We start from the raw sequence: 24,704 nt of genomic DNA, 5'->3' as shown, positions 1-24,704 counted from the left end.
CCAGTGTCTCCCCACTTCAGGGGACGTTACTCCGCCGCCACAGAGGCGTCAGGCGTTCTCTGCGGCGGCCTTGATCTTGCCCAGCGATGCGTTCATACCCTCGACCAGCTCGCGTTCGAAGGTGGGCGTGCCGCCCATGAACTTGCCCACCAAAAACGCCGAGACCTTGGTGGTGTTGCCGTTTTCGACGTGCCGACTTTCGACGACCCGCGTACCGGTGGCGGTCGGCTCGAGTTCATAGGTCCACACACTGTGGTTCTCGGTGACGCGGAAGGCCAGCTTGCGCTCCGGGATGTACTCGGTGATGACGGAGCTGGTGGGCCAGTACATCCAGCCGCGCCGGTTGAAGTTGATCGTGCGGGTCCCCTGGCCCACCGCACCGAGCGGCTTCATCCACCGGCACTGCGGGCTCCACTCGGGCATCCGCCGGAAGTCGGAGATCAGTGCCCAGACCTTGGCCACCGGTGCATTGATGTCGACCTGTGCCGTCAACAGCGGGGCTGCCATGGCGTTCCTCCTCGAATCGTCGGTTCGTAACTCTATTCGTGTTCCAGCCCGGTTTGGGCACCGCGCGCGCCGCGTCGTGCCGCCCCGCGTTGCACCAGAAAGATTGTGGTGCCCACCATCCCGACGCCGAGCCCCGCCACGCTCACCGGCCGCCATCCTTCCAGCGCGGGCACCGTGAACGCGGCGATGGTCGCGCAGCAGAAACCCGTGACGCCGGCGCCGATCACCGGCCAGATCCGCAGCAGGGCGGTCGGCAACGGTGGCGGCTCGGGGGAGTGCTGAGGGGTCATCGCCGTTGACGTTAGCGCCTCGCCGGTAAAGTCCCCGCAGTGGCCAGGATCGTCGATGTTGTCGATATCGATGACCCCCGCGATTCCCGGCTGGATGATTTCCGCGATCTGAACAGCATCGACCGTCGCCCGGACCTGCCCACCGGCAAGGGGCTGGTGATCGCCGAAGGGGTGCTGGTGGTGCAGCGGATGCTGGCATCGCGGTTCACCCCGCGGGCGCTGCTGGGCACCGATCGCCGGCTGACCGAGTTGACGTCCGACCTGACCGAACCCGGTGCCCCGGACGTCCCGTACTACCGGGTGTCCGCCGAGGTGATGGCCGAAGCGGTGGGCTTTCACCTCAACCGGGGTGTGCTGGCCGCCGCCTCGCGAGTGCCGGAGCCGTCGGTGGCAGACCTGGTCGCCGGGGCCCGGACGATCGCGGTGCTCGAGGGCGTCAACGACCACGAGAACCTGGGTTCGATCTTTCGCAACGGTGCCGGTTTGGGCGTGGACGCGGTGGTCTTCGGCAGTGGCTGCGCCGACCCGCTCTACCGGCGCTCGGTGCGGGTCTCGATGGGGCACGCCCTGCTGGTGCCGTTCGCCCGCTCGGCGGACTGGCCCGGGGATCTGGCGATGCTGCGCGGGCAGGGTTTCCGGCTGCTGGCGATGACGCCGGATCCGCGGGCCGAGCTGTTGTCGAGTGCGATGGCGAAGGTGCGCGACGAGCCGGTGGCGGTGCTTGTCGGTGCGGAGGGGCCGGGCCTGTCGGAGCGGGCGATGCGCGCCAGCGACATGCGGGTCCGCATCCCGATGTCGCGGGGAACCGACTCGCTCAACGTCGCCACCGCGGCCGCACTGGCGTTCTACGAGCGCATTAGGCTGCCGGAATGACGTCCACCCCCAGTACGCCGTGGGGGACGGGTTTGACCGTGGCGGGGTTCGTCGCGGCGGTGACCGGGACCGCGATCACGGTGTTGAGCTTGGGGCTGCTGCGCGTCCACCCGGCACTGGCGGTGGCGCTCAATCTGATTGCGGTGGGCGGGCTGGCGCCCACGGTGTGGGGCTGGCGACGCACCCCGGTGCTGCGATGGTTGGCATTGGGCGCCGGAATCGGCGTGGCGGGCGCGTGGCTGGTGCTGTTGGCGCTGGCTGCTCAGCGCTGACCGGTCGAGCGCACCCCGAGCAGGACGTCTTCCCACCCCGGGACTTCCGGCTTGCTGCGGCGGGCGCGGGTCCCCGGGCGCTGCTGCACCGGCTCCTCTTCGATGACTGCGGGGGCGGACGGAGCCTCGAAGTCCAACTCGGCCACCGCGGCAACCGGCCGCAGCGGACGGCCGAAGCCGGGGTCGATCAACTCCATGGCAGCATCGTCGACAGCGGTCACCGTCCCGCCGTGCGCGCCCGGAGTGAACCAGAAGTGGGCGACGTTGTCCGAACGTCCGGCCTTCCAGGCCAGCTGCACCGTCCATCGTCCGTCGTCGTTGCGCCAGGCGTCCCAGCTGCTGCTGTCGGAGCTCAAGCCGCGCGACACAAGTGCGGAGGTGACGACCTCCAGCAGGGTCGGTACGGCCGGGCCGTCGGACAGCACCGGGTGGGCGGCGGTCGCGAGCTCCGCGGCCCGGGACCGCTCCAGCAGCACCGGGTGGGCGAAGCGCTCCACCCGGGCGACGTCCACACCAGCGGCGGCGGCCACCTGTTCGACCGATGCCCCGGCGCGGATCCGCGCCTGGATGTCCTTGGGTCGGAGCATGCTGCTGCCCGCGTCGGCCGGGTTCTGACCCACGCGGTGGCCCTCGCCGCGGACCGCGCCGCGCAGCCGGTCGTCGATACGCACCCGGAACATCTCGGTGTGGTCTTCGCCGTCGCCGGCGCTTTCGCAGATGATGTGTTTGCCGTCGACGTCGAGGCCGATGGCCCTCAGTTCCCGCATGACTTCTCCTTGCGAACGCCCGGTTACGTGCGGACTCTAGTCCAGTGAACGGCCCCGCCTGTCGTGACACGCGGGCGTTATAACGATCCGATTACGGAGTGGTCGGGGCGTGGTTCGCAGCGCTGCTGCGCACCGAGCTCAGAGGCGCTCGACCACCCAGTCCACGCACTGGGTCAGGGCGCTCACGTCGTCGGGCTCCACGGCCGGGAACATCGCCACCCGCAGCTGGTTGCGGCCCAGCTTGCGGTAGGGCTCGGTGTCGACGATGCCGTTGGCCCGAAGCACCTTGGCCACCGCCGCCGCGTCCACCTCGTCGACGAAGTCGATGGTGCCCACCACCTGCGACCGCAACGCCGGGTCGGCGACGAACGGCGTGGTGAACGGCCGCTCCTCGGCCCACGAGTACAGCCGCTGCGAGGAGTCCGCGGTGCGCTTGACCGCCCAGTCCAGCCCGCCGTTGCCCAGCATCCAGTCCAGCTGCTCGGCCAGCAGCGCCAGGGTGGCGATCGCCGGGGTGTTGTAGGTCTGGTTCTTGGTGCTGTTGTCCACCGCGATCGGCAGGGACAGGAACTCCGGCACCCACCGGCCGGACGCGGCGATGGCCTCGATGCGGGCCAGCGCGGCCGGGCTCATGATGGACAGCCACAGTCCGCCGTCGGAGGCGAAGTTCTTCTGTGGCGCGAAGTAGTAGGCGTCGACCTCGGTGATGTCGACCGGCAGGCCGCCGGCACCCGAGGTCGCGTCGATCACGACCAGGGCGTCCCCGGAACCGCTGGGCCGGCGCACCGGCACTGCCACTCCGGTCGAGGTCTCGTTGTGTGCCCAGGCGATCACGTCGACCGACGGGTCGGACTGGGGCTCGGGGGCGCTGCCGGCGTCGGCCTTGATGACGATCGGGTCGCCGACGAAGGGGTTCTTGGCCACCGCCGAGGCGAACTTCGCACTGAACTCGCCGTAGGTCAGGTGCAGGGACCGCTTGTCGACCAGTCCGAACGCCGCGGCGTCCCAGAAGGCCGTGGACCCGCCGTTGCCCAGGACCACCTCGTAGCCGTCGGGCACCGAGAACAGTTCGCGCAGTCCGGAGCGGACGCGGCCCACCAAGTCCTTGACCGGCGCCTGACGGTGGGAGGTGCCGAACAGTGGCGCCGCCGTGGTGACCAGCGCGTTCAACTGCTCAGGGCGGACCTTCGACGGCCCGCAGCCGAACCGTCCGTCAGCGGGCTTGATGGTGTCCGGGATCGTGAGCTGCTCAGCCATGGCCTCTAGCGTAGACAGCGGCAGGCGGGCGTCCGCAGGGCAGGTTTATTGTGATGCGGATCACCCGAGTTACTCGACACCTGTCACGCCCACAGTGTTGATCCAAGGTCTGGACGGGTACCCGGTACCTGCGGTACCGTTGTACATAAGCCTAGTAAATGTAAACGACTGGTGGAGGTGTCTCCGATGGCTCAGAAAGCCGCTCGAACCCGAATCGTGCGCCGGTGGCGAGCCAACATGGAAGTGACCGACGACGCGAACTACGTCGAGATCCTCAACACCTTGTCGGAAGGATCGGTGCGCCGGAACTTCAATCCGTACACCGACATCGACTGGGACACCCCCGAGTTCAAGGTCACCGAGAATGACCCGCGCTGGATCCTGCCGGGCACCGACCCGATCGGTCGGCACTGGTGGTACCAGGCCCAGCCTCAAGACGTTCAGATCAAGATCGGCATGTGGCGCCAGGCCAACGTGGCCAAGGTCGGGCTGCACTTCGAGTCCATCTTGATCCGTGGCCTGATGGAGTACGCGTTCTGGGTGCCCAACGGTTCACCCGAGTACCGCTACTGCCTGCACGAGGCGGTCGAAGAGTGCAACCACACCATGATGTTCCAGGAGATGGTGAACCACATCGGCGCCGACGTGCCCGGTATGCCGCGGTTGCTCAAGTGGGTGCAGCCGTTCATTCCGCTGGTCGCCGGACCGCTGCCGATCCCGTTCTGGTTCGGCATCCTCGCCGGCGAGGAGCCCATCGACCACATTCAGAAGGCGATCCTGCGTGAGGGCAAGACGCTGCACCCGATCATGGAGCGGGTGATGGCCATTCACGTGGCCGAGGAGGCGCGGCATATCTCGTTCGCACACGAGTACCTGCACAAGCGCATTCCGCACCTACCGCGTCGCAAGCGGTTCTGGCTGTCGCTGTACGTTCCGATCGTGATGCGGATCCTGTGCTCGGCGATCGTCGTGCCGCCCAAGGCGTTCTGGACCGAGTTCGACATTCCGCGCGAGGTCCGCAAGGACATCTTCTTCCGGTCGGCGGAAGCCCGGCAGATGTTGCAGGACATGTTCGGCGACGTCCGGATGCTCTGCCACGACACCGGTTTGATGAACCCGGTTGCCAAGTTGGTCTGGCGGATCTGCCGGATCCACGGCGCGCCGTCCCGGTTCCGCAGCCAGCCGCAGCGTGCGCACCTCACGCCCGTTGCCGCTTCGGTCGCATAGCGCCGCCCTCAGGTCATGCCGCACGTAATTACCCAGGCGTGTTGTAACGACGCGTCGTGTGTGTTCGCCTGCCCGGTGAACTGCATTCACCCCACGCCGGACGAGCCCGGTTTCGCCACGTCGGAGATGCTCTACATCGATCCCGATGCGTGTGTGGACTGCGGGGCCTGCGTGCGGGCCTGCCCGGTCGACGCGATCGTCCCGCATACCAAGGTGATGTCCGAGCAGTTGCCGTTCGTGGAGATCAACAGGTCGTTCTACCCGGAACGGCCTGAAGGGGTGAAGCTACCGCCGACCTCCAAGCTGGCGCCCATCCTGCCGGCCGCCGAGCTGCATCGGCGAGGCAAGTACCCGCTGACCGTGGCCATCGTCGGCTCCGGGCCCGCGGCCATGTACGCGGCCGATGAACTACTGACCCAGCAGGGCGTGCTGGTGAATATGTTCGAGAAACTGCCCACCCCTTACGGGTTGGTGCGGGCCGGCGTCGCCCCGGATCACCAGCGCACCAAATTGGCCACCCGGCTGTTCGACGAGATCTCCGGGCGCCGTGGTTTCCAGTTCTTCCTCAACGTGGAGGTGGGCAAGCACCTGACCCACGCCGACCTGCTGAAGCACCACCACGCCGTGCTCTACGCCTCGGGTGCGATGCACGACCGGCGGCTTGAGATCGACGGCATGGGTCTGCCCGGAACGGGCACCGCGACCGAGATCGTCGGCTGGTACAACGGGCATCCCGAGTTCGCCGACCTGCCAGTCGATCTCAGTCACGAGCGGGTGGTGATCGTGGGCAACGGCAACGTCGCCCTGGACGTGGCGCGCGTTCTCACTGCCGACCCGGACCGGCTGGCTCGCACCGACATCGCCGACTATGCGCTGACCGCGCTGCGTGACTCGGCGGTTCAGGAGGTGGTGGTCGTCGCTCGGCGCGGTCCGATTTCGTCCGCGTTCACGCTGCCCGAATTGGTGGGGCTGACACAGACCGCCGAGGTGGTACTCGACGCCGAGGATCATGCTCGGGTACGCGAAGACCTGGCCACCGTCGCAGACACCTTGACCCGGCAGAAGCTGGAGATACTGACCAAGCTGGGCGATGCCTCGGCACCGATCACCCGGCCCCGGATTCGATTCGCCTACGAGTTGACCCCGGCCCGAGTCCTCGGTGAGGGACGTTGTGACGCAGTGGAGTTCACTGTCACCGGGACCGAGCAGGTGCGCCGCATCGACGCCGGACTGGTGCTGTCGTCGATCGGCTACCACGGAACGCCCATCGCCGACCTGCCGTTCGACGACGCTGCCGGCGTCGTCCCGAACGAGGGCGGCCGCGTGATCGACCCGGCGACCGGCGAACGAGTTCCGGGAGCGTATGTGTCGGGCTGGATCAAGCGCGGTACCAACGGTTTCATCGGCTCCAACAAGTCCGACTCGCTCAAGACGATTCAGACGCTGGCCGCCGACTACAACGCAGACCTGCTGACTGAGCCGATCGCCGGACCGCGCGCGGTCGCCCGGATGGTCCATGCCCACCAGCCCGACGTCATCGACGCCGCCGGCTGGAAGGCCATCGACAAAGCCGAGATCGCCCGTGGCCGAGCGCAAGACCGGCCGCGGGTGAAATTCACCCGGGTCCCGGACATGCTCGACGAGGTCAAGGACCACTCGGATATGCCGCTACTGCAGAACCTGCTCGGCGCGCTGCGACGGAGCTGAACCATCTAACCCTCGGCCACCGCCGAGCGTGTACTCAGCGCGAAAAAACGCGCAGAATCTCGCCCTGATTACACGTTCGGCGCAAGGGCCGCCGGGTCAGCCTTTGGTGACGTGTTCCCAGCCCGCAACGGTTTCCGCGCTGCGCGGCCCCGGTCCGACATAGATCGCCGACGGGCGCACCAGCTTGCCCAGCCGTTTCTGCTCCATGATGTGAGCGCACCAGCCGGCGGTGCGGCCACAGGTGAACATCGCCGGCATCATCGCCGGGGGCACCTCGGCGAAGTCCAGGATCACCGCCGCCCAGAACTCCACGTTGGTCTCGATGGCACGGTCGGGGCGACGCTCCCGAAGCTCGGCCAGCGCCGCCTGCTCCAGCGCCGCGGCCACCTCGAAACGCGGGGCCGACAGTCGCTTGGCGGTGGCTCGCAGCACGCGGGCGCGCGGGTCCTCGGCGCGGTACACCCGGTGCCCGAAGCCCATCAGCTTCTCGCGCCGGTCCAGGATGCCCTTGACCACCGCGCGGGCGTCACCGGTGCGTTCCGCCTCGGCGATCATCGGGATCACCCGGGCGGGGGCGCCACCGTGCAGCGGGCCGCTCATCGCGCCGATCGCGCCGGACAGCGCCGCACCGACGTCGGCGCCGGTGGAGGCGATCACCCGGGCGGTGAAGGTCGAGGCGTTCATGCCGTGCTCGGCCGCCGACACCCAGTAGGCGTCGATCGCCTCGGTGTGGCGCGGGTCGGGCTCCCCGCGCCAGCGGGTCATGAACCGCTCGGTGATGGTGGCGCATCCATCGATGGTCTGCTGCGACACCGCCGGCTCCTGGCCCCGAGCCGACTGCGCGACGTAGGACAGCACCATCACCGACGCGCGGGCCAGCTGGTCACGGGCGGTGGCGTCGTCGGTGTCCAACAGCGGTTCAAAGCCCCACTGCGGGGCCAGCATCGCCACCCCGGCCTGGGCGTCGACCCGCACGTCGCCGGTGCGAATCGGCAGCTCCAGCGGTTCGGCGGGCGCCAGCGGGCGGTTGAAGTCGCCGTCGACCAGCAGGGCCCACACGTCGCCGAAGCCGACCTTGCCGGCCAGGTCCTCGATGTCGACGCCGCGGTAGCGCAGCGCGCCGCCGTCCTTGTCCGGTTCGGCGATTTCAGTAGTGAAGGCCACCGTGCCTTCCAAGCCGGCAACGAAGTTCTCCGGGACCGCAGCAGTCATGCCTTGGATTCTTCCACCCCGGTGCCCGGCCGTTGCTACCGGCCGGTAACGACGGCTGGTCTGCACCGGGGCGTAGCGTTGGGCGGTGCACAGGACCGGCCCCGACAACGAGCACCTGGCGGCGATGCGAGTGGAATACCAGGAGAAGGACAACAGCGGCGACCTCGACGCGGACTGGCTCGAGGAGGGCTGGGAGGTTTTGCTGCGCAACTGGATCGGCGATGCCGAGCGCGCAGGGATCGCCGAACCCAACGCCATGGTGTTGGCGACGGTCGAATCCGGCCGTCCGGTCAGCCGCTCGGTGCTGTGCAAGAACCTTGACCCGAGCGGTGTGACGTTCTTCACCGACTCCGACTCGGCCAAGGCTGCCGAGCTGGCCTCGACACCGTATGCGTCGGTGACGTTTCCCTGGTACCAGCTGGGCCGCCAAGTCCACGTTCGCGGACCGGTCACTCAGCTCGACGAGTCGGTCAGCGCCCAGTACTGGGCGCACCGACCACGGGCGTCCCAGTTGGGTTTCTGCGCATCTCAGCAGTCGCAGCCCATCGCGTCGCGGACCGCACTGCTGGCGCAGTTGGACGCGGTGACGGCCCAATTCTCCGGCGCCGAGTCCATCCCCGCGCCGCCGAACTGGCGTGGCTACCGGATCGCCCCGGAGGTGGTGGAGTTCTGGCAGGGCCGGGAAGGCCGCTTACACAACCGGATTCGGGTGACCGGCGGGCGGGTGGAGCGGCTCCAGCCGTGAGTCCGGTACCGCTGCGGTGAGGATCTTCGCCGACACCACCCCGCTGCGCAGTCCCGACTTCCGACGGTTGTGGGTGGCCGGGATCCCGACCGTCATCGGGGCGAACCTGACCATCTTCGCGGTCCCGGTGCAGATCTATGCGCTGACCCGAAGCTCGGCCTACGTCGGGCTGTCGGGTCTGTTCGCGGTGGTGCCGCTGGTCGTCTTCGGTCTGCTCGGCGGTGCGTGGGCCGACGCCATGGACCGCCGCAAGCTACTGATCATCGCCTCCTGCGGGCTGGCGGTGGCCTCGCTGCTGTTGTGGATCCAGGCCGCGGCCGGGCTCGAGAACGTCTGGGTGGTGCTCGTACTGCTGGGGGTGCAGCAGGGGTTCTATGCGGTCAACGCCCCGACCCGATCCGCGGCGATTCCGCGGCTGGTGGCCGGCAGCGATCTGCCGGCAGCCAACTCACTGAACATGACCGTCATGCAGTTCGGGGCGATCGTCGGCCCCCTGCTGGCTGGGCTGCTGCTCGGCTGGCTGGACCTGTCCACCCTCTACCTGATCGACGCCGCGACGTGCATCTTCCCGATCTGGGCGACGTTCCGGCTGGCCCCCATGCCGCCGGTCGCATCGGCCGGCCCGTCCAGCTTCGGGATCGGGGCCGTGCTTGACGGGTTCCGCTACCTGGCCGGCAACACCGTGGTGCTGATGTCGTTCGTCGTGGACCTGATCGCGATGATCCTCGGCATGCCCAGGGCGCTGTTCCCGCAGATCGCCAGCGCGGACTTCGGCGGACCGGTCGAGGGCGGCACCACCATGGCGCTGCTGGCCGCGGCGATGTCGGCTGGCGCGGTGCTGGGCGGAGTGTTCTCGGGGTGGCTGCCACGGATCACCCGTCAGGGCGTGGCCGTCGTCGCCGCGATCGTGGTCTGGGGCGTGGCGATGATCGGCTTCGGAGTCGCGGTCGGCCACGGCGGAGGGCACGCCGGTCGGGCGCTGTGGGTGGCGCTGGTGTTCCTGGCGGTCGGCGGTGCCGCGGACATGGTCTCGGCTGCGTTCCGGTCGACCATGCTGCAGCAGGCCGCCTCCGACGAGATCCGCGGCCGGTTGCAGGGGGTGTTCACCGTGATCGTCGCCGGCGGACCTCGGCTCGCCGACGCCGTGCACGGTGCCGCCGGAGCGGTGGTGGGGACGGCCGCGGCGTCCGCCGGCGGCGGTGCCCTGGTGGTGGTGGGCGTGGTGCTTGCCGCCCTGGCAGCGCCCGCATTCCTGCGTTATCGCCGGCCCGGTGATGTACGCCGAGAGTCGCCACCGCAGCGCGGTTAGGAGATACCCCGGCCCCGGGCGGGCGCGCCGGCCCGGAACCGACTACCTTTTCCTATACACGCCCAATCTGGTTAGCCGAATAGCGCAAAGGGGTTCCTTGTGGCCGCAACCGACGAAACCGCCACTCTCCGGTATCCGGGCGGCGAGCTAGAACTGCCGATCGTCAAGGCGACCGAGGGGTCCGACGCTCTCGCCATCGGTTCGCTGCTCGCCAAGACCGGATACACGACCTTCGACAACGGCTACGCCAACACCTCGCCGGTCAAGAGCGCCATCACCTACATCGACGGCGACGCCGGGATCCTGCGCTACCGCGGCTACCCGATCGAGCAGTTGGCCGAGAAGTCGACCTTCATCGAGGTCAGCTATCTGCTGATCTACGGCGAGCTGCCGACGTCCGAGCAGTTGGCCGCGTTCACCGGCCGGATCCAGCGGCACACCATGCTGCACGAGGACCTGAAGCGGTTCTTCGACGGCTTCCCCCGCAACGCCCACCCGATGCCGGTGCTCTCCAGCGTGGTGAACGCGTTGAGCGCCTACTACCAGGACTCGCTGGACCCGTCGGACAACGACCAGGTGGAGCTGTCGACCATCCGGCTGCTGGGCAAGCTGCCCACCATCGCCGCCTACGCCTACAAGAAGTCGGCCGGCCAGCCGTTCCTGTACCCGGACAACTCACTGAGCCTGGTGGAGAACTTCCTGCGGATGACCTTCGGCCTGCCGGCCGAGCCCTATGAGGCCGACCCCGAGGTGGTCCGCGCCCTGGACATGTTGTTCATCCTGCACGCCGACCACGAGCAGAACTGCTCGACCTCGACGGTGCGGCTGGTGGGCTCCTCGCGGGCCAACCTGTTCACCTCGATCTCCGGTGGCATCAACGCGCTGTGGGGCCCGCTGCACGGCGGCGCCAACCAGGCGGTGCTGGAGATGCTGGAGCAGATCCGCGACCAGCAGAACGGCAACGTCACCGACTTCGTGCGCAAGGTCAAGAACCGCGAAGACGGCGTCAAGCTGATGGGCTTCGGTCACCGGGTCTACAAGAACTACGACCCGCGGGCGCGCATCGTCAAGGAGCAGGCCGACAAGATCCTCGGCAAGCTCGGCGGTGACGACGAACTGCTCAACATCGCCAAGGACCTCGAAGAGGCCGCGCTGACCGACGACTACTTCGTCGAGCGCAAGCTGTACCCGAACGTCGACTTCTACACCGGCCTGATCTACCGGGCGATCGGCTTCCCGGCTCAGATGTTCACGGTGCTGTTCGCGCTGGGCCGGCTGCCCGGCTGGATCGCGCACTGGCGCGAGATGCACGACGAGGGTGACAGCAAGATCGGCCGGCCACGTCAGATCTACACCGGCTACACCGAGCGTGACTACGTCGGCATCGGAGGACGGTAACCACCATGACCAATCCGGCCAAGCCTCAGATCACCGTTCCGACCGGCCCGGCACCGGCCGAGCTGGTCATCGAAGACATCGTCGTCGGGGAAGGCCCCGCGGCCGTGCCCGGCGGGGTCGTCAACGTGCACTACCTTGGCGTCGACTACGACAGCGGCGCGGAGTTCGACAGTTCGTGGAACCGCGGCGAATCGCTGGAATTTCCGCTGGACGGGCTCATTGCCGGTTGGCAGGACGGCATTCCGGGCATGCAGGTCGGCGGCCGGCGTCAGCTGGTGATCCCCCCGGAGCTGGCCTATGGGCCCGCCGGTACCGGTCACCCGCTGGCCGGCAAGACCCTGGTCTTTGTGATCGATCTGCTCGGCACCCGCTGAGTGCGTGCCCGGCTGATCGGGGCGGCGCTGGCAACGGTGTTGCTCGCTGCGATCGGTTATGGCTTACTCGAACGTCCCCACCAACCGGTCGCTGCACCGCAACCCGCTGCTGGGCCGGTGGGGCCGGTGCCGCTGTCGGTGGTCCGTCGCGGCGCTGAGTTCACGCTGGCCGGTGACGTGGCCGATCCCGCGGCCAAACGAGAGCTGTTGGACGCGGTGATCACCTCGAGCGACGAGGTGACCGTGGTCGATCGGATCGGGGTGGCGCCCGGGGCGGCGGCGGTGGACTTCTCCGATGCGGCCCCGGTGTTCGAGGCGGCCGCGGGCATCGGCGACTTCACCTTGCAGATCGACGGTGACACCGTGACGCTGGGCGGCACCGCGGCGAAGGCGGACGAGGCGGCTGCGGTGCGGGCTGCGGCCGAAGACGCCTGGCCGCGGGCCCACATCGTCAACGAGCTGGTGACCAGCTCCCCAGCCGGGGGAAAGTCCACCAAAAACGACTAATTGCCTCCATTAACAAATGGGAACTCCTACACTCGCGGTGTCTTGGACTCGCGGGTGTTTTCGGTCTTCAAGGAGGATCCATGCCAGGCTCAGACAACCCGACTGTGACTGGCTGGCGAAAGGCCTCGCGGTTTTACCGCCGGCCTCCCGGCTTCGGCTGGCTCCTAGCCCTGGCGGCCATTCCGTTGTTGCTGGCGCTGATCGGCTACGGGATAACCGACCGGTCCAAACTCGACGTCAACCCCCCGAACATCAATGGACCGGACGTCGCCGCGCCGTCGCTGTCGCTGTCGGTACCGAGTGCGAGTCTGCCGGGATGGTCGTTTGCCCCGCTGGCGATTCTGCGCAACGGCAACGTGATCACCCTCAACGGAGATCTGCCTGACATCGCCACGCGAACCGGACTGCTCGACATGCTCAAGGGGGTGTTCGGCAGCGGTGTGCAGCTGGTCGACAACCTCAACATCAAGGCCGGCGTCACCGCACCCGACCTGTCCAGTCTGGGCGCGGTGTTCAAGGCCGCGGTGTCCATGCCGGACTTCAAATTCAAGATCGTCGACGACACCGTCACACTGATCGGAACCGCGGCCTCCGATGCGGTCAAGTCCGCCGTCGAGGCGGCGGCGAAAGCTGCTTGGCCGAACCTCAAGCTGCTCAACGACATTCAGGTCTCGACGGGGCAGACCCAGGCGGCTCCGAGTGCGACCGGGACGCCGCTTCCGACGCCGAGCCCGGCACCCGCCCCGGCTCCGGCGCCGTCGGGCAGTGCCCCGGCTCAGACGCCGGCCCCGGGCCCGGCCGGTGACTGCGGCAATCTGCAGGCCGACGTCACCGCGTTGATGAGCACACCGGTCAGGTTCGTCACCAATGGCTACACCCTGTCGGCGGGCACGAAGGAACAACTGAGCCGGGTGGCGGAGAAGGTGAAGGGCTGCCACACCGCCCGCATCGCGGTCAACGGCTACACCGACAACACCGGCAACGACGGCATCAATGTGCCGCTGAGCACCGCCCGCGCCAAGTCGGTCGCCGATTTCCTGGTGACCCAGGGCGTCCCCGCCAACAGCGTCACGTCCAAGGGGTTCGGGTCGGCCGACCCGGTTGCCAGCAACGCGACACCGGACGGTCGAGCCCAAAACCGGCGCGTCGCGATCACCGTGAGCTAAGGAGCATCTGCAATGGATTTCGTCATTCACTGGCTGTGGTACCTGCTGGCGTTCGCGGTGGGCTCGGCGGTCGCCTGGTTGCTCACCATCGTCTCGATCCGCCGCACCAGCAAGGAAGAAGCCGTTGCGGCGCTTCCCGGCTCGCGTGAGATAGGAGCCCACTGATGCACGGGGTCAACTGCTGGTTGATGGGACTGTCATTTCTGTTGGGTCTGGCGCTCACATTCGCCTTCACCGTCCGGCGGGTCAAACGCGAAGTGCCCGTGGCGGCGACACTCGGTGCAGCGGCGAGCGCACCCACCACCCCCATCCCGACTGCCGGTGCGAGCACCGGTCCGGGATCGACGGCGAAGCTCGCCGGGGGCAAGCTCCCCTCGGAGGCTGAGACCAGCGCGATGGCGATCGGCGGAGCGCCCTACGGTGTGGGCTCGGCACGCGCGGGTGCCGGTGGTGTCGGCCCGACCGGCTGGACGATCAAGGGCAACGAGGACTCGATGCTCTACCACACGACGGACAGCCCCTGGTACGACCAGACGATCGCCGAGGTGTGGTTCGCCGAGGAGAGTGCCGCCGCCGCAGCCGGATTCACCCGCTGGGACAAGGGTCGAGCCAAGAGCGGTACCGCCAAGTTGGTCGCCGAAGTCGAGGAGGTGCCGCCCGGCCCGTACGGCCCGGGGTCGACCAAGGCCGGCCCCGGTGGCAGCGGCCCGCTGGGCTGGACGGTCAAGGGCAACGAGGACTCGATGCTCTACCACGCTCCGGCGAGCCCGGCCTACGACGCGACGATCGCCGAGGTGTGGTTCAAGGACGAACAGACGGCCGCGGCGGCCGGCTTCGAACGCTGGGACAGCTGGCGCAAGGACAAGAAGAAAAAGAAGTGACCATACTGGCGTAGCGCCTTCAGCGCGGTGGCGGAAGCTGCAATAGCAGACGTACACCGCCCAGCGGGCTGTCTTCCAACGATGCCGTGCCGCCGTGCAGTTCGGCCTGCTGAGCCACCAGCGCCAGTCCGAGGCCGGACCCCGAATGCGATGCCGTGGACCCGCGCGAGAACCGCTCGAAGACGATGCGGCGCTCTTCCTCGGGAAGCCCGCCGCCGTTGTCGTCGATGGCGATCTCCACGCCTTCGCGTGAGGTGACTGCCGACAACTGCACCTGGGTCGCACCGCCGTGCTTGACCGCGTTGGCGATCGCGTTGTCCACGGCCAGCCGCAGTCCGGCGGGCAGGCCGACGATGATGCAGGTCGGCGACGGCACCAGTGAGACGTTCAGGTCCGGGAAGACCCGCATCGCGTCGTGGGCCGCCCGGTCGAGCAGATCGGTGATGTCGACCGGCACGTGATCGTCGGAGGTGGACAGTTCGCCCTGCGCCAGCCGCTCCAGGGCCGACAGCGTCGCCTCGATCCGCGTCTGGGTCCGGACGACGTCGTGCAGCACCTCCTTGCGCTGGTCGTCGGGCAGGTCCAGGGTGGTGAGCACTTCGAGGTTGGTGCGCATCGCGGTCAGCGGGGTGCGCAGCTCATGGGAGGAGACCGCGGCGAAGTCCCGTGCGGAGGCCAGTGCCTCTTGGGTCCGGTCTCGCTCTTTCCAGATCCGCTGCAGCATGCCGCGCATCGCCTCGGCGATCTCCACCGCCTCGGTTGCCCCGCGCACCTCGATCTCCGGCCGTTCGTCGCCGGCGTCGATCGATCGCGCCTGCTCCGCCAGCCGCCGCAGGGGCCGCACCGCGAATGCCGTCAGCAGCCAGCCCAGCAGCGCGGCCGCCCCGATCGCGGCGGTACAGAGCAGGATCACCCGGCGGTGCAGGTTGTTGGTGTCGGCGAGGGTGGCGTCGTATGTGGCGCCGACGGCCAGCGACCGCGGCCCCGGCCCGGGGATGTCGACGGTACGCACCCGGTAGAGCACGCCGTTGATCTCGGTGTCGGCGTAACCCGGCTCAAGCTCTGGCAGCACCACGGCGGAGTTCGACGTCACTTGGTTGGGGCGCCGCAGTGTGATCACCGCGTCGGTGGGGCCGGCCGATCGGGGCAGTTCGCCCAGGCCGATCAGCGGGACGGTCAGCCCGGCCGCCTCGTCGAGCCGGCGGTCCAGCCAGTACTTGCGGTCGTTGGTGATACCGACCCACACGATGGCGCCGATGATGACCGTCACGATCGCGGTGCCGATCGCCGTTGCCAGCATCACCCGGGTCCGCAGCGACGGTGTTCGGGCGAAGATGCGCCGCAACAGCTTCATGACATTCACGCCTGCCCTCACTGCGTTCGCAGGACGAAGCCGACCCCGCGCACGGTGTGCAGCAGCCGTGGAGCGCCGCCGGCCTCCAGCTTGCGCCGCAGATACCCGATGAACACGTCGACGACGTTGGTGTCGGCGGCGAAGTCGTAACCCCAGACCAGCTCGAGGAGCTGGGCGCGCGACAACACCGCGGTCTTGTGCTCGGCGAGCACGGCCAACAGGTCGAACTCCCGCTTGGTCAAGTCCACGTCGACGCCCTTGACCCGGGCGCGGCGGCCGGGGATGTCGACCTCCAGCGGGCCCACCGTGATCGTCTCCGAGGAGGAGCTCGCCGCCGACCCGCGTCGCCGCAGCATCGCCCGAACCCGGGCCACCAGCTCGGCAAGCACGAACGGCTTGACCAGGTAGTCGTCGGCACCGGCTTCCAGCCCGGCGACCCGGTCGTCGACCGAGCTGCGCGCGGACAACACACAGACCGGCACGTCATCACCCATTGCCCGCAATGCCGTCACCACACTCACGCCGTCGAGTACCGGCATGTTGATGTCGAGCACGATGGCGTCGGGACGGGCTTCCTTGGCGCTGCGCAATGCTTCCGCGCCGTCGGCTGCCGTCGCCACCTCGAAGCCGGACAGGCGCAGTCCGCGTTCCAGCGAGGCGAGCACGTCGGAGTCGTCGTCGACGACCAAGACTCGGGGCGAGGCAGCTGCGTTGTCCATGGCGCCATTTTGCCTGAACATGGCAATCAAGCGCGGGATGCGCCGCGGGTCGCTCCGATCAATCTAGGGTCGACTGCGTGAAACCGGCGTCCGCGCTGCGCAGCCTGTTGCCCTACCTGCGCCCCTACCGGGCCCGGTGGATCACGATGGTGACGGTGGCCGTGCTCAGCCTCGTCGCCACCGTGGTGATCCCGCTCATGACAAGGGCCGTCATCGACGGACCGGTGCTGCACCACGACCAGCCCGGCTTGTGGGTGCTGGGTACGGCGGCCACCGCGCTCGGAGTCACCGAGGCGCTGCTGTTGTTCGTGCGGCGCTGGCTGGTCGCGCCCACCACCATGGGTGTGGAAGCCGACATCCGCAAGGACCTCTACGCGCGGCTGCAGATCCTGCCGATGACCTTTCACGGCCGCTGGCAGTCCGGCCAGCTGCTGTCACGGATCATGAACGACCTGTCCGCCGTGCGGCGCTTCCTGTCGTTCGTGGTGGTGTTCCTGGTGCTCAACACGGTGCAGATCGTGGCGGTCACGACGATTCTGCTGGTGCTCTACTGGCCGCTTGGTGTGGTGGTGTGCGCGTCGCTGGTACCGGTGATGCTGGCGGTGCAGCACTTCCGACGGCAGTACACCCGGCTGACGCGCCAAGCGCAGGACCAGGCCGGCCAGGTGGCCACCCTCGTCGAGGAGTCCGCGCTGGGTTTGCGCACCATCAAGGCGTTCGGACGCGAGGACTACGTGTTTGCGCGCTTCGACGCCCAAGCCGCCAAGCTGCGCGACCTCGGCATTGGCAAGGTGGTGGTGTCCTCGAAGTTCTGGACCCTGCTGGAGGTGATTCCCAACTTCACGCTGATCGGCGTGCTCGCCGTCGGCGCGTACGCCGCCGGGAACCACCTGGTCACGATGGGCACCCTGGTCGCGTTCGTCACGCTGATGCTCTCGCTGATCTGGCCGTTGTCGTCGTTGGGCTTCCTGCTGTCGGCCACCCAGGAGGCGATGACGGCCGCCGACCGGATCACCGAGATCTTCGATGCGCCCATCGAGATCACCGACGGTGACGACCCGGTGCCCCCGGTGGGCCGGCTGGAGTTGCGCGATGTCGGATTCCGTTTCGACGATGCCGGCCCGTGGGTGCTGCGCGGGGTCAATCTCACTGTCGACGCCGGCGAGACGGTCGCCCTGGTGGGCGCCACCGGCTCCGGCAAGTCGGTGCTGGCGATGCTGTTGTCCCGGCTCTATGACGCACGTGAGGGACAGATCCTCATCGGCGGGCGCGACATCCGGACACTGACGTTGGCGGCGCTGCGCTCGGCGGTGGTGACGGCCTTCGACGATCCGACCCTGTTCTCGATGTCGGTGGCCGAGAACCTGCGGCTGGGGCGGCCCGACGCGAGCGACGCGGAACTGGCCCGCGCCCTGGACGTGGCTTCGGCGGATTTCGTCTACGAGCTCCCGTTCGGGCTGGACACCCGGATCGGTGAGCAGGGGATGAGCCTGTCGGGTGGGCAGCGCCAACGGCTGTCGCTGGCCCGAGCCCTGGTGGCGGCGCCAACGATCCTGGTGCTCGACGACACGCTGTCTGCGCTGGATGTGCACACCGAGGCCGCCGTGACCGACGCGCTGCGCCGGGTATTGCGCACCGGGCCGCAGCCGATCACCGGGCTGGTGGTGGCCAACCGGGCATCCACCGTGGCGCTGGCCGACCGGGTGGCGCTGGTCGAGGACGGCACCATCACGGCGGTCGGTACTCACGCCGAGCTGCTGGCCGCGGTGCCGCGGTACCGCTACCTGCTGGCGGCAGACGACGAGCTCGACGACGGCGCCGAACACCTCGTCGACTGGGCGCGGCGGTGACGGCCGAGCCGGGCCGGGCCGCGGCGCGGGCCCTGCTGTGGTCGCTGTTGCGCCCGTACCGGTGTGCGGTGCTGCTGATGGTCGTGGCCATCGTGGTGGAAAACGCTGCCCGGCTTGCGGTTCCGATGCTTGCCCAGCGCGGGATCGACCGGGGCATCCCGCCGATCGCCGCAGACGGCTCGATCCGGCAACTGAGCATGATCGTGGCCGCGCTCGCGGCGGTGGTGCTCACGCAGGCCGTCAGCCGGATGCTGTTCCTGCAGAGCTCGGGCAAGATCGGGCAGCGGATGCTGCTGGAGCTGCGAAGGCGGGTGTTCCGACAGTTTCAGCGACTGGATATCGGATTCCACGAGCGCTACACCTCGGGCCGAGTGGTCAGCAGGTTGACCAACGACGTCGACGCGATCCAGGAGATGTTGCTCACCGGATTCGATGGCCTGGTCGGCGCCGCACTGACGATGGCAGGCACAGCCGTGCTGCTCATCGTGCTGGACTGGCGGCTGGGCCTGATGTGCTTGATCGCCTTTCCGGTGCTGGTGGCGTTGCTGAGATGGTTCAGGGCCGAATCTTCGAAGAACTACGCCGCGGTCCGCGAGCACGCCGCGCGGGTGATTGTGCAGTTCGTCGAGACCATGACCGGGATCAAGGCGGTGCAGGCCTATCGCCGTGAGGCCCGCAATCAGCAGATCTTCGCGAGCGTCGCCGACGGCTACCGTGCCGTGAACGAGAAGGCTTTCCGACTGGTCGCGATCTTCGCACCCGGGGTCAAGCTGGTCGGCAACCTCACCACCGGGGTGGTGCTGCTCTACGGGGGCTGGCGAGTGTTGCACGGGCACATGACGATCGGAACCTTCACCGCTTTCCTGCTGTATCTGCGGATGTTCTTTGAACCCATGCAGGGCATCTCCGAGTTCCTCAACACCTTCTCCTCGGCGACCTCGGCACTGGAGAAGCTGGCCGGGGTGCTGGCCGAAACGCCCGCCGTCGCCGACCCGCCCGGCCCGCAGTCCGCGGACATTGTGGGGAAGGTGCGTGGTGAGATCGCCCTGCGTGACGTGCGGTTCGGCTACCGGGGCGGTCAGTCGGTGCTGGACGGGTTGTCGCTGAACATCCCGGCCGGCCAGACCGTGGCGCTGGTCGGCAGCACCGGCGCCGGCAAGTCCACCATCGCCAAACTGATCGCCCGGTTCTATGACCCGGTGTCGGGCGCGGTGACACTGGACGGTGTCGACCTGCGGGCTTTCACGCAGGCGGCGCTGCGGCGCCACGTGGTGATGGTCACCCAGGAAAATTTCCTGTTCACCGGGACGGTCGCCGACAACATCCGCTTCGGCCGTCCGGGTGCGACCGACGCCGCGGTGGCCGCCGCGGCGACGCACGTGGGCGCCGATGCGTTCATCACCGCGTTGCCGGAGGGCTACGAGACCGATCTCGCCAAGCGGGGCGGGCGGCTCTCGGCGGGTCAGCGTCAGCTGGTCGCGTTCGCGCGGGCCTTCCTCGCCGACCCGGCGGTGCTGATCCTCGACGAGGCGACGTCGTCACTGGACATCCCCGGTGAGCGGATGGTGCAGCAGGCGCTGCGCAGCGTGTTGGCCCAGCGGACCGCGCTGGTGATCGCCCACCGGCTCTCCACGGTGGAGATCGCCGACCGGGTTTTGGTGATCGAGGGCGGGCGAATCGTCGAGGACGGCCCGCCGGCCGAGTTGATCCGCGCCGAGGGGCACTACGCCGCCCTGCATGACGCGTGGCTGCGCTCGTTGGCCTGAACGGCGGTCGGCGAGCGCCTCGAGGCGGGTTAAATCCAAGTGAATTTAAATGCACCGACCTGCGAACATCGGGCCGTTGGGCGCAAAGATCCCGCAAACGCAGGACTTTCCAAGCTAATTGCCCACTTAGGCTTTCCGCCGTGATCGTCACATCGAACGTTAAGGCCGCCGAAGCTGCCAAGGCAGCTGCGTGATCGGTTCACCGACCGCGCAGGGATTGGCGTTAGCGTCGGCCACCAGTTTCGGAATCAGTGACTTCGTTGGGGGAGTCGCTTCGCGGCGGGTCGCCGCGCTTCGCGTGGTTTTGGTGTCCACGCCGGTCTCCATGGTGATGCTTGGAGTGCTCGCCATGATCGGCGGCGGGCACATCACGACCAGCACGATCGTCTTGGGCATGCTCGGCGGACTCAGCCAGGCCCTGGGCATCTGGTGGTTCTACGCCGCCATGGCCGCGGGCCCGATCTCGGTGGTATCGCCACTGGCCGCGGTGGTCGATGCCGGCGTGCCGGTGTGCGTCGGGCGGATTCTGGGGGAGCGCCCCGGCATGCTCGCCAGCGCCGGTATCGCGTTAGCACTGGGCGCGGTGGTGTTGATCAGCTGGCACGCCGGCGACGACGGCGTTCATCGGCCGGGGCTCAGCCACCGCGTGCTCTGGTTGACGGTCGCCTCAGGGGTGGCCCTGGGGTTGAACTTCGTCTTCCTGGACCGCACTCCGTCGGATTCCGGCCTGTGGCCCCTGTTGTTCGCCCGTGGCGCGGCCACCATCTTGGTGATCGCCGTCGCGGCGGCAAGTCGCAATCTGAAGGTGCCGACAGGCATACCGTTGCGGCTGGCGTTTGTGATCGCATTGCTCGACACCGCCGCCAACGTCACCATGCTGTTCGCGTTGAAGCTCGCGTTGCTTTCGCTGGCCAGCGTATTGATCTCCCTGTACCCGGCCGCCACGGTGATCTTGGCGGTCGTGCTGCTGGGGGAGCGGGTGCGCCTCCGCCAGGTGGTGGGGATGGTGCTGGCGGGTGTCGCGGTGGCGATGATCACCGGTTAGGTGATCGCCTCCGCGAGACCGACGTTATGCAGGCCGCCACTCGCACTTTCCCTGCAAAACGTCGGCGTCGGCGGTCAGCCGGGCAGCCCGATCCGGCGGTAGCGCTCCAACCGGGCCGCCATTCGCTGCTCGGCGGGCACCTTGCCCAGCGCGTGCAGCTCGACCGCGATGGCCCGCGACATTCGCTTGGCGAAGTCGATCGGCTCCGCGGCGGCGTCCGGGTGCTCGGCCACGATCACATCCACGATCCCGTGGGCCCGCAGATCCGCTGAACGGATGCCCTGCGTGGCGGAGAGTTCCGGGGCGTGCTCGGTATCGCGGAACACGATGGCACTGGCCCCCTCCGGCGGCAACGGCGCCAGCCAGCCGTGCAACGCCGCCAGTACCCGATCCGCCGGCACCATCGCCAGTGCCGGGCCGCCACTGCCCTGACCCAGCAGCACCGACACCGTCGGAACCTCGAGCGTGACCAGCTCGGCCAGGCATGCCGCGATCTGGGCCGCCAGGCCACCTTGCTCGGCCTCCACCGAAAGAGCGGGGCCTGGGGTGTCGATAGCCAACACCAGCGGCAGCCGCAGACCGGCGGCCAGCGCCATGCCGCGGCGGGCATCGCGCAGCGCAACCGGGTCGGTCAGTCGATCCGCGCCGCGCAGCTGCCCCAACACCACCGCGGGCTGGCCGCCGAAGCGCGCCAACGCCAGCAAGATCGTGGCACCGCGATCGCTGCTGCCGGTGCCGGACAGGAAGACCCGCTCGGTGGCGCCGTGCCGCAGCAGAAACCCGACGCCCGGCCGGTCCGGACGCCGAGACGCACACACCGAGTCCCACGCCGGAATGTCGGGGATCGGCTCAGCGGCCGGCCGCGCAGGAGCCGGACCCGGATCGTCGAGCATCACCTTCAGTGCCCGCGAGCAGATGCGCCGCAGCCACTTCAGCGGGATGACGCCGTCGATCACGCCGTAGGCCTGCAGGTTCTCGGCGGTCTGGACGCCCGGCGGGAACGGGGCACCGTAGAGCTGTTCGTAGACCCGCGGCCCCAGAAAGCCGACCAGGGCTCCCGGCTCGGCCAGCGTGACGTGCCCCAGTGAACCCCAGGAGGCGAACACGCCGCCGGTGGTGGGATGACGCAGGTAGACCAGGTAGGGCAGGTGAGCGCGTTTGTGCAGCTCGACCGCGGCGGCGATCTTCACCATCTGCAGGAACGCGACGGTGCCCTCCTGCATTCGGGTGCCGCCCGAGCTCGGCGACGCCAGCAGCGGCAGTCGCTCGGCGGTGGCGCGCTGGACGGCGGCGGTGATCCGCTCGGCCGCCGCCACTCCGATGGAGCCGGCCAAGAAGTCGAAGTCGCTGGCGATCACCGCCACCCTGCGGCCGTTGATCCGGCCCTCGCCGGTCAGCACCGCCTCGTCGCGGCCGCTGGCAGCCCGGGCCGCGGCCAGCTCGGCGGCATATGTGTCACTGGTGGGCACGGCCAGCGGTTCGGCGTCCCAACTGAGGAACGAGCCGCGATCCAGCACCGCGTCGCGCACTTCGTCGGCCCCGGTCCGGCTCACAGATCGAGGCTAATAGGCTGGGATCTCATGATCGGTGTTACCCGCGATGAAGCCGTCACGACTATCGAGTTGCAGCGCCCCGAGCGTCGCAACGCCTTGAACTCCCAGCTCGTCACCGAGTTGCGGGAGGCGGTCTTGGACGCCGCCACCCACGACGTCCGGGCGATCGTGCTGACCGGGCAGGGCACGGTGTTCTGCGCCGGCGCGGATCTGTCCGGTGACGCGTTCGCCGCCGACTACCCCGACAAGCTTGTCGCCCTGCACCAGAGCATCGCCGATGTCCCGGTGCCGGTGATCGGCGCCATCAACGGGGCCGCAATCGGCGCCGGCCTGCAATTGGCCATGGTCTGCGACCTGCGGGTGGTGGCCCCGGAGGCGTTCTTCCAGTTCCCGGTCGCCAAGTACGGCCTGGCGCTGGACAACTGGAGCATCCGGCGGCTGACCTCACTGGTCGGCTACGGGAGGGCCCGGGCGATGATGCTGACCGCGGAGAGGCTGCCGTCCGAGGAGGCGCTGCTGACCGGGATGGCCAACCGGATCGGCACCGTTGCCGACGCGCAGGCCTGGGCGCGCGAGATCGCCGGGTTGGCGCCCCTGGCACTGCAGCACGCCAAGCGGGTGCTCAACGACGACGGCGCCTACGAGGAACAGCAGCCGGTGCACAAGGAACTGTTCGACAAGGCCTGGGGCAGCCAGGACGTCATCGAGGCCCAGGTGGCTCGCGTCCAGAAGCGCCCGCCCAAGTTCCAGGGCGCCTGACCGGCGCCATCGAAATGGCGGAGCCCGCGGTTCGCCACCATAGACTCATCGTCATGCTGCGCGGGGCACTTCGACTGGCGGGAACCACGGCGTCGCTGGCCGCCGGTGGCTGGACGCTTCGTGCGCTGCGCGGCACCCCCGCCGCGTTGGGTGCGGCGCCCAGCGCGATCGATGCGGTGGCCACCCGGTCGAGGAACTACCGCGACGGGATCTTCCACAACATCGAACGCGCCGCCATGGTCAACATGGACCGTGAACAACGGCGGCTGATGGTGCGCGAGCTGTTCGCCGACCGCATCGGGCGACGGCCCGCGGCGCCGATCCCGCTGGAGGTGCCCGGTTTCAGCGTCGACGTCGATCCGCTGGCGATCACCTGGCTGGGACACGCGACGGCACTCGTTGAGATCGACGGCTACCGCGTCCTGACCGACCCGGTCTGGAGCGAACGCTGCTCGCCGTCGGATGCGGTCGGGCCGCGGCGGCTGCATCCCCCGCCGGTGGGGCTCGGGGCGCTGCCCGCGGTCGACGCGATCGTCGTCAGCCACGACCACTACGACCACCTCGACATCGACACCGTCACCGCGCTCGCCCGCAGCCAGTGGGCGCCGTTCGTGGTCCCGCTGGGCGTCGGGGCGCACCTGCGCGCGTGGGGTGTCCCCGCGGAACGGGTGATCGAACTCGACTGGGACGAGCACACCACGCTGGGCGATCTCACCCTGACCTGCACACCGGCGCGGCATTTCTCCGGACGATTCCTGACCCGCAACCAGACGCTGTGGGCGTCGTGGGTGATCGCCGGTCCCACCCACCGGGTCTACTTCGGCGGCGACAGCGGATATACCGGCAGCTTCGCTGCGATCGGTGCCGAGCATGGCCCGTTCGACGTCACGCTGTTGCCGATCGGGGCGTACAACACCGCCTGGCCCGACGTCCACATGAACCCGGAGGAGGCGGTCCAGGCGCATCTCGACCTGAATGCTTCGGCGTCGGGTCTGCTGGTGCCGATTCACTGGGGCACGTTCCGGTTGGCGCCGCATCGATGGGCCGAGCCGGTGGAACGGTTGCTGGCCGCCGCTGACGCCGCAGGGGTATCGACGGCGGTGCCCAAACCCGGTGGCCGGGTGCAGCCCGGCGCCGCCGCACCCAGAGCGTGGTGGAGGCTGTAG

General features: G+C 68.6%; 25 protein-coding genes. 17 read left to right on the top strand and 8 right to left on the bottom strand.

The annotated features are described in order from the left end of the window. Positions 1-48: 48 nt before the first annotated feature. Complete coding sequence (locus tag ACJH71_RS01015) at positions 49-507, bottom strand: SRPBCC family protein (RefSeq protein ID WP_406756181.1); 459 nt, start codon at positions 505-507, stop codon at positions 49-51. A 32-nt stretch (positions 508-539) separates the two neighbouring features. Beyond that, a complete protein-coding gene (locus tag ACJH71_RS01010; RefSeq protein ID WP_406756180.1) occupies positions 540-797 on the bottom strand; it encodes a DUF2530 domain-containing protein in 258 nt (85 codons plus the stop codon). A 39-nt stretch (positions 798-836) separates the two neighbouring features. Between ACJH71_RS01010 and ACJH71_RS01005 the strand changes: the two genes are divergently transcribed. Together ACJH71_RS01005 and ACJH71_RS01000 are read left to right on the top strand one after the other, a co-directional pair. Then, a complete protein-coding gene (locus ACJH71_RS01005) occupies positions 837-1,670 on the top strand; it encodes a TrmH family RNA methyltransferase (protein WP_406756179.1) in 834 nt (277 codons plus the stop codon). Beyond that, a complete protein-coding gene (locus ACJH71_RS01000; protein WP_046283597.1) occupies positions 1,667-1,942 on the top strand; it encodes a DUF2537 domain-containing protein in 276 nt (91 codons plus the stop codon). The genes ACJH71_RS01005 and ACJH71_RS01000 overlap by 4 nt, the downstream gene beginning before the upstream one ends. Here ACJH71_RS01000 and sepH read toward each other — a convergent pair. Both sepH and serC read right to left on the bottom strand, forming a co-directional pair. Next, the gene (sepH, locus tag ACJH71_RS00995) at positions 1,933-2,709 is read right to left on the bottom strand and encodes a septation protein SepH (RefSeq protein ID WP_406756178.1); all 777 of its coding nucleotides are present in this window, start codon (positions 2,707-2,709) and stop codon (positions 1,933-1,935) included. The two genes, ACJH71_RS01000 and sepH, sit on opposite strands and share 10 nt — an antisense overlap. A gap of 138 nt (positions 2,710-2,847) precedes the next feature. Continuing rightward, entirely contained in the window at positions 2,848-3,966 is a 1,119-nt protein-coding gene (gene serC / locus ACJH71_RS00990) for a phosphoserine transaminase (RefSeq protein ID WP_406756177.1), read from the bottom strand. Positions 3,967-4,152: 186 nt separating this feature from the next. Here serC and ACJH71_RS00985 point away from each other — a divergent pair, with 186 nt between their 5' ends. Together ACJH71_RS00985 and ACJH71_RS00980 are read left to right on the top strand one after the other, a co-directional pair. Beyond that, positions 4,153-5,193 (top strand): diiron oxygenase, encoded by a 1,041-nt coding sequence (locus tag ACJH71_RS00985; RefSeq protein WP_406756176.1) that lies wholly within the window; start codon positions 4,153-4,155, stop codon positions 5,191-5,193. A 15-nt stretch (positions 5,194-5,208) separates the two neighbouring features. Next, on the top strand, positions 5,209-6,900 hold the full coding sequence (locus tag ACJH71_RS00980; RefSeq protein ID WP_406756175.1) for an FAD-dependent oxidoreductase: 1,692 nt from the start codon (positions 5,209-5,211) through the stop codon (positions 6,898-6,900). Between the two features lie 96 nt (positions 6,901-6,996). Here ACJH71_RS00980 and ACJH71_RS00975 read toward each other — a convergent pair whose 3' ends face one another. Continuing rightward, complete coding sequence (locus tag ACJH71_RS00975; RefSeq protein ID WP_406756174.1) at positions 6,997-8,112, bottom strand: citrate synthase 2; 1,116 nt, start codon at positions 8,110-8,112, stop codon at positions 6,997-6,999. An 85-nt stretch (positions 8,113-8,197) separates the two neighbouring features. Between ACJH71_RS00975 and pdxH the strand changes: the two genes are divergently transcribed. The 8 genes from pdxH to ACJH71_RS00935 all read left to right on the top strand — a co-directional run bounded on the left by pdxH (position 8,198) and on the right by ACJH71_RS00935 (position 14,492). Continuing rightward, complete coding sequence (pdxH, locus tag ACJH71_RS00970) at positions 8,198-8,857, top strand: pyridoxamine 5'-phosphate oxidase (protein WP_406756173.1); 660 nt, start codon at positions 8,198-8,200, stop codon at positions 8,855-8,857. A 16-nt stretch (positions 8,858-8,873) separates the two neighbouring features. Continuing rightward, entirely contained in the window at positions 8,874-10,166 is a 1,293-nt protein-coding gene (locus ACJH71_RS00965) for an MFS transporter (RefSeq protein ID WP_406756172.1), read from the top strand. A 99-nt stretch (positions 10,167-10,265) separates the two neighbouring features. Further along, positions 10,266-11,564: a citrate synthase gene (locus tag ACJH71_RS00960; protein ID WP_406756171.1), complete on the top strand. Its 1,299-nt coding sequence runs from the start codon at positions 10,266-10,268 to the stop codon at positions 11,562-11,564. Positions 11,565-11,569: 5 nt separating this feature from the next. Then, positions 11,570-11,938 (top strand): FKBP-type peptidyl-prolyl cis-trans isomerase, encoded by a 369-nt coding sequence (locus tag ACJH71_RS00955; protein WP_067967344.1) that lies wholly within the window; start codon positions 11,570-11,572, stop codon positions 11,936-11,938. Further along, complete coding sequence (locus ACJH71_RS00950) at positions 11,939-12,445, top strand: hypothetical protein (protein WP_406756170.1); 507 nt, start codon at positions 11,939-11,941, stop codon at positions 12,443-12,445. 80 nt (positions 12,446-12,525) lie between these two features. After that, complete coding sequence (locus ACJH71_RS00945; RefSeq protein WP_406756169.1) at positions 12,526-13,611, top strand: OmpA family protein; 1,086 nt, start codon at positions 12,526-12,528, stop codon at positions 13,609-13,611. Between the two features lie 12 nt (positions 13,612-13,623). Continuing rightward, positions 13,624-13,776, top strand: a complete 153-nt coding sequence (locus ACJH71_RS00940; protein WP_096867443.1) for a hypothetical protein — start codon at positions 13,624-13,626, stop codon at positions 13,774-13,776. Further along, positions 13,776-14,492, top strand: coding sequence for a hypothetical protein (locus tag ACJH71_RS00935; protein WP_406756168.1), 717 nt, complete (start codon positions 13,776-13,778; stop codon positions 14,490-14,492). The genes ACJH71_RS00940 and ACJH71_RS00935 overlap by 1 nt, the downstream gene beginning before the upstream one ends. Before the next feature lie 19 nt (positions 14,493-14,511). On the opposite strand, the gene ACJH71_RS00930 is transcribed toward ACJH71_RS00935, so the two are convergent. Together ACJH71_RS00930 and ACJH71_RS00925 are read right to left on the bottom strand one after the other, a co-directional pair. Further along, on the bottom strand, positions 14,512-15,846 hold the full coding sequence (locus ACJH71_RS00930; RefSeq protein ID WP_406756167.1) for an ATP-binding protein: 1,335 nt from the start codon (positions 15,844-15,846) through the stop codon (positions 14,512-14,514). A gap of 17 nt (positions 15,847-15,863) precedes the next feature. Continuing rightward, complete coding sequence (locus ACJH71_RS00925) at positions 15,864-16,565, bottom strand: response regulator transcription factor (RefSeq protein ID WP_109413587.1); 702 nt, start codon at positions 16,563-16,565, stop codon at positions 15,864-15,866. A 146-nt stretch (positions 16,566-16,711) separates the two neighbouring features. Between ACJH71_RS00925 and ACJH71_RS00920 the strand changes: the two genes are divergently transcribed. The 3 genes from ACJH71_RS00920 (at position 16,712) to ACJH71_RS00910 (ending at position 21,226) form a co-directional block, all read left to right on the top strand. Further along, positions 16,712-18,415 (top strand): ABC transporter ATP-binding protein, encoded by a 1,704-nt coding sequence (locus ACJH71_RS00920; protein ID WP_406756561.1) that lies wholly within the window; start codon positions 16,712-16,714, stop codon positions 18,413-18,415. Continuing rightward, complete coding sequence (locus tag ACJH71_RS00915; protein ID WP_406756166.1) at positions 18,412-20,181, top strand: ABC transporter ATP-binding protein; 1,770 nt, start codon at positions 18,412-18,414, stop codon at positions 20,179-20,181. Before ACJH71_RS00920 ends, ACJH71_RS00915 begins: the two co-directional genes overlap by 4 nt. A gap of 190 nt (positions 20,182-20,371) precedes the next feature. Beyond that, the gene (locus ACJH71_RS00910; protein ID WP_406756165.1) at positions 20,372-21,226 is read left to right on the top strand and encodes an EamA family transporter; all 855 of its coding nucleotides are present in this window, start codon (positions 20,372-20,374) and stop codon (positions 21,224-21,226) included. A 74-nt stretch (positions 21,227-21,300) separates the two neighbouring features. Here the strand turns inward: ACJH71_RS00910 and ACJH71_RS00905 are convergent, their stop codons facing one another. Continuing rightward, on the bottom strand, positions 21,301-22,779 hold the full coding sequence (locus tag ACJH71_RS00905; protein WP_406756164.1) for a carboxyl transferase domain-containing protein: 1,479 nt from the start codon (positions 22,777-22,779) through the stop codon (positions 21,301-21,303). A 27-nt stretch (positions 22,780-22,806) separates the two neighbouring features. Here ACJH71_RS00905 and ACJH71_RS00900 point away from each other — a divergent pair, with 27 nt between their 5' ends. Both ACJH71_RS00900 and ACJH71_RS00895 read left to right on the top strand, forming a co-directional pair. Continuing rightward, the gene (locus ACJH71_RS00900) at positions 22,807-23,538 is read left to right on the top strand and encodes an enoyl-CoA hydratase (RefSeq protein WP_406756163.1); all 732 of its coding nucleotides are present in this window, start codon (positions 22,807-22,809) and stop codon (positions 23,536-23,538) included. 53 nt (positions 23,539-23,591) lie between these two features. Then, positions 23,592-24,704, top strand: a complete 1,113-nt coding sequence (locus tag ACJH71_RS00895; RefSeq protein ID WP_406756162.1) for an MBL fold metallo-hydrolase — start codon at positions 23,592-23,594, stop codon at positions 24,702-24,704.

Source organism: Mycobacterium sp. SMC-15 (genome assembly GCF_045310925.1).
GTDB lineage: Bacteria > Actinomycetota > Actinomycetes > Mycobacteriales > Mycobacteriaceae > Mycobacterium.
This window is presented reverse-complemented; position numbering and strand designations above follow the sequence as displayed.

Coding starts and splice junctions, on each gene's coding strand:
- ACJH71_RS01015 (WP_406756181.1), bottom strand. CDS start 507: ATGGCAGCCCCGCTGTTGACGGCACAGGTCGACATCAATGCACCGGTG.
- ACJH71_RS01010 (WP_406756180.1), bottom strand. CDS start 797: ATGACCCCTCAGCACTCCCCCGAGCCGCCACCGTTGCCGACCGCCCTG.
- ACJH71_RS01000 (WP_046283597.1), top strand. CDS start 1,667: ATGACGTCCACCCCCAGTACGCCGTGGGGGACGGGTTTGACCGTGGCG.
- sepH (WP_406756178.1), bottom strand. CDS start 2,709: ATGCGGGAACTGAGGGCCATCGGCCTCGACGTCGACGGCAAACACATC.
- serC (WP_406756177.1), bottom strand. CDS start 3,966: ATGGCTGAGCAGCTCACGATCCCGGACACCATCAAGCCCGCTGACGGA.
- ACJH71_RS00985 (WP_406756176.1), top strand. CDS start 4,153: ATGGCTCAGAAAGCCGCTCGAACCCGAATCGTGCGCCGGTGGCGAGCC.
- ACJH71_RS00980 (WP_406756175.1), top strand. CDS start 5,209: ATGCCGCACGTAATTACCCAGGCGTGTTGTAACGACGCGTCGTGTGTG.
- ACJH71_RS00975 (WP_406756174.1), bottom strand. CDS start 8,112: ATGACTGCTGCGGTCCCGGAGAACTTCGTTGCCGGCTTGGAAGGCACG.
- ACJH71_RS00955 (WP_067967344.1), top strand. CDS start 11,570: ATGACCAATCCGGCCAAGCCTCAGATCACCGTTCCGACCGGCCCGGCA.
- ACJH71_RS00945 (WP_406756169.1), top strand. CDS start 12,526: ATGCCAGGCTCAGACAACCCGACTGTGACTGGCTGGCGAAAGGCCTCG.
- ACJH71_RS00940 (WP_096867443.1), top strand. CDS start 13,624: ATGGATTTCGTCATTCACTGGCTGTGGTACCTGCTGGCGTTCGCGGTG.
- ACJH71_RS00935 (WP_406756168.1), top strand. CDS start 13,776: ATGCACGGGGTCAACTGCTGGTTGATGGGACTGTCATTTCTGTTGGGT.
- ACJH71_RS00930 (WP_406756167.1), bottom strand. CDS start 15,846: ATGAAGCTGTTGCGGCGCATCTTCGCCCGAACACCGTCGCTGCGGACC.
- ACJH71_RS00925 (WP_109413587.1), bottom strand. CDS start 16,565: ATGGACAACGCAGCTGCCTCGCCCCGAGTCTTGGTCGTCGACGACGAC.
- ACJH71_RS00920 (WP_406756561.1), top strand. CDS start 16,712: ATGGTGACGGTGGCCGTGCTCAGCCTCGTCGCCACCGTGGTGATCCCG.
- ACJH71_RS00900 (WP_406756163.1), top strand. CDS start 22,807: ATGATCGGTGTTACCCGCGATGAAGCCGTCACGACTATCGAGTTGCAG.
- ACJH71_RS00895 (WP_406756162.1), top strand. CDS start 23,592: ATGCTGCGCGGGGCACTTCGACTGGCGGGAACCACGGCGTCGCTGGCC.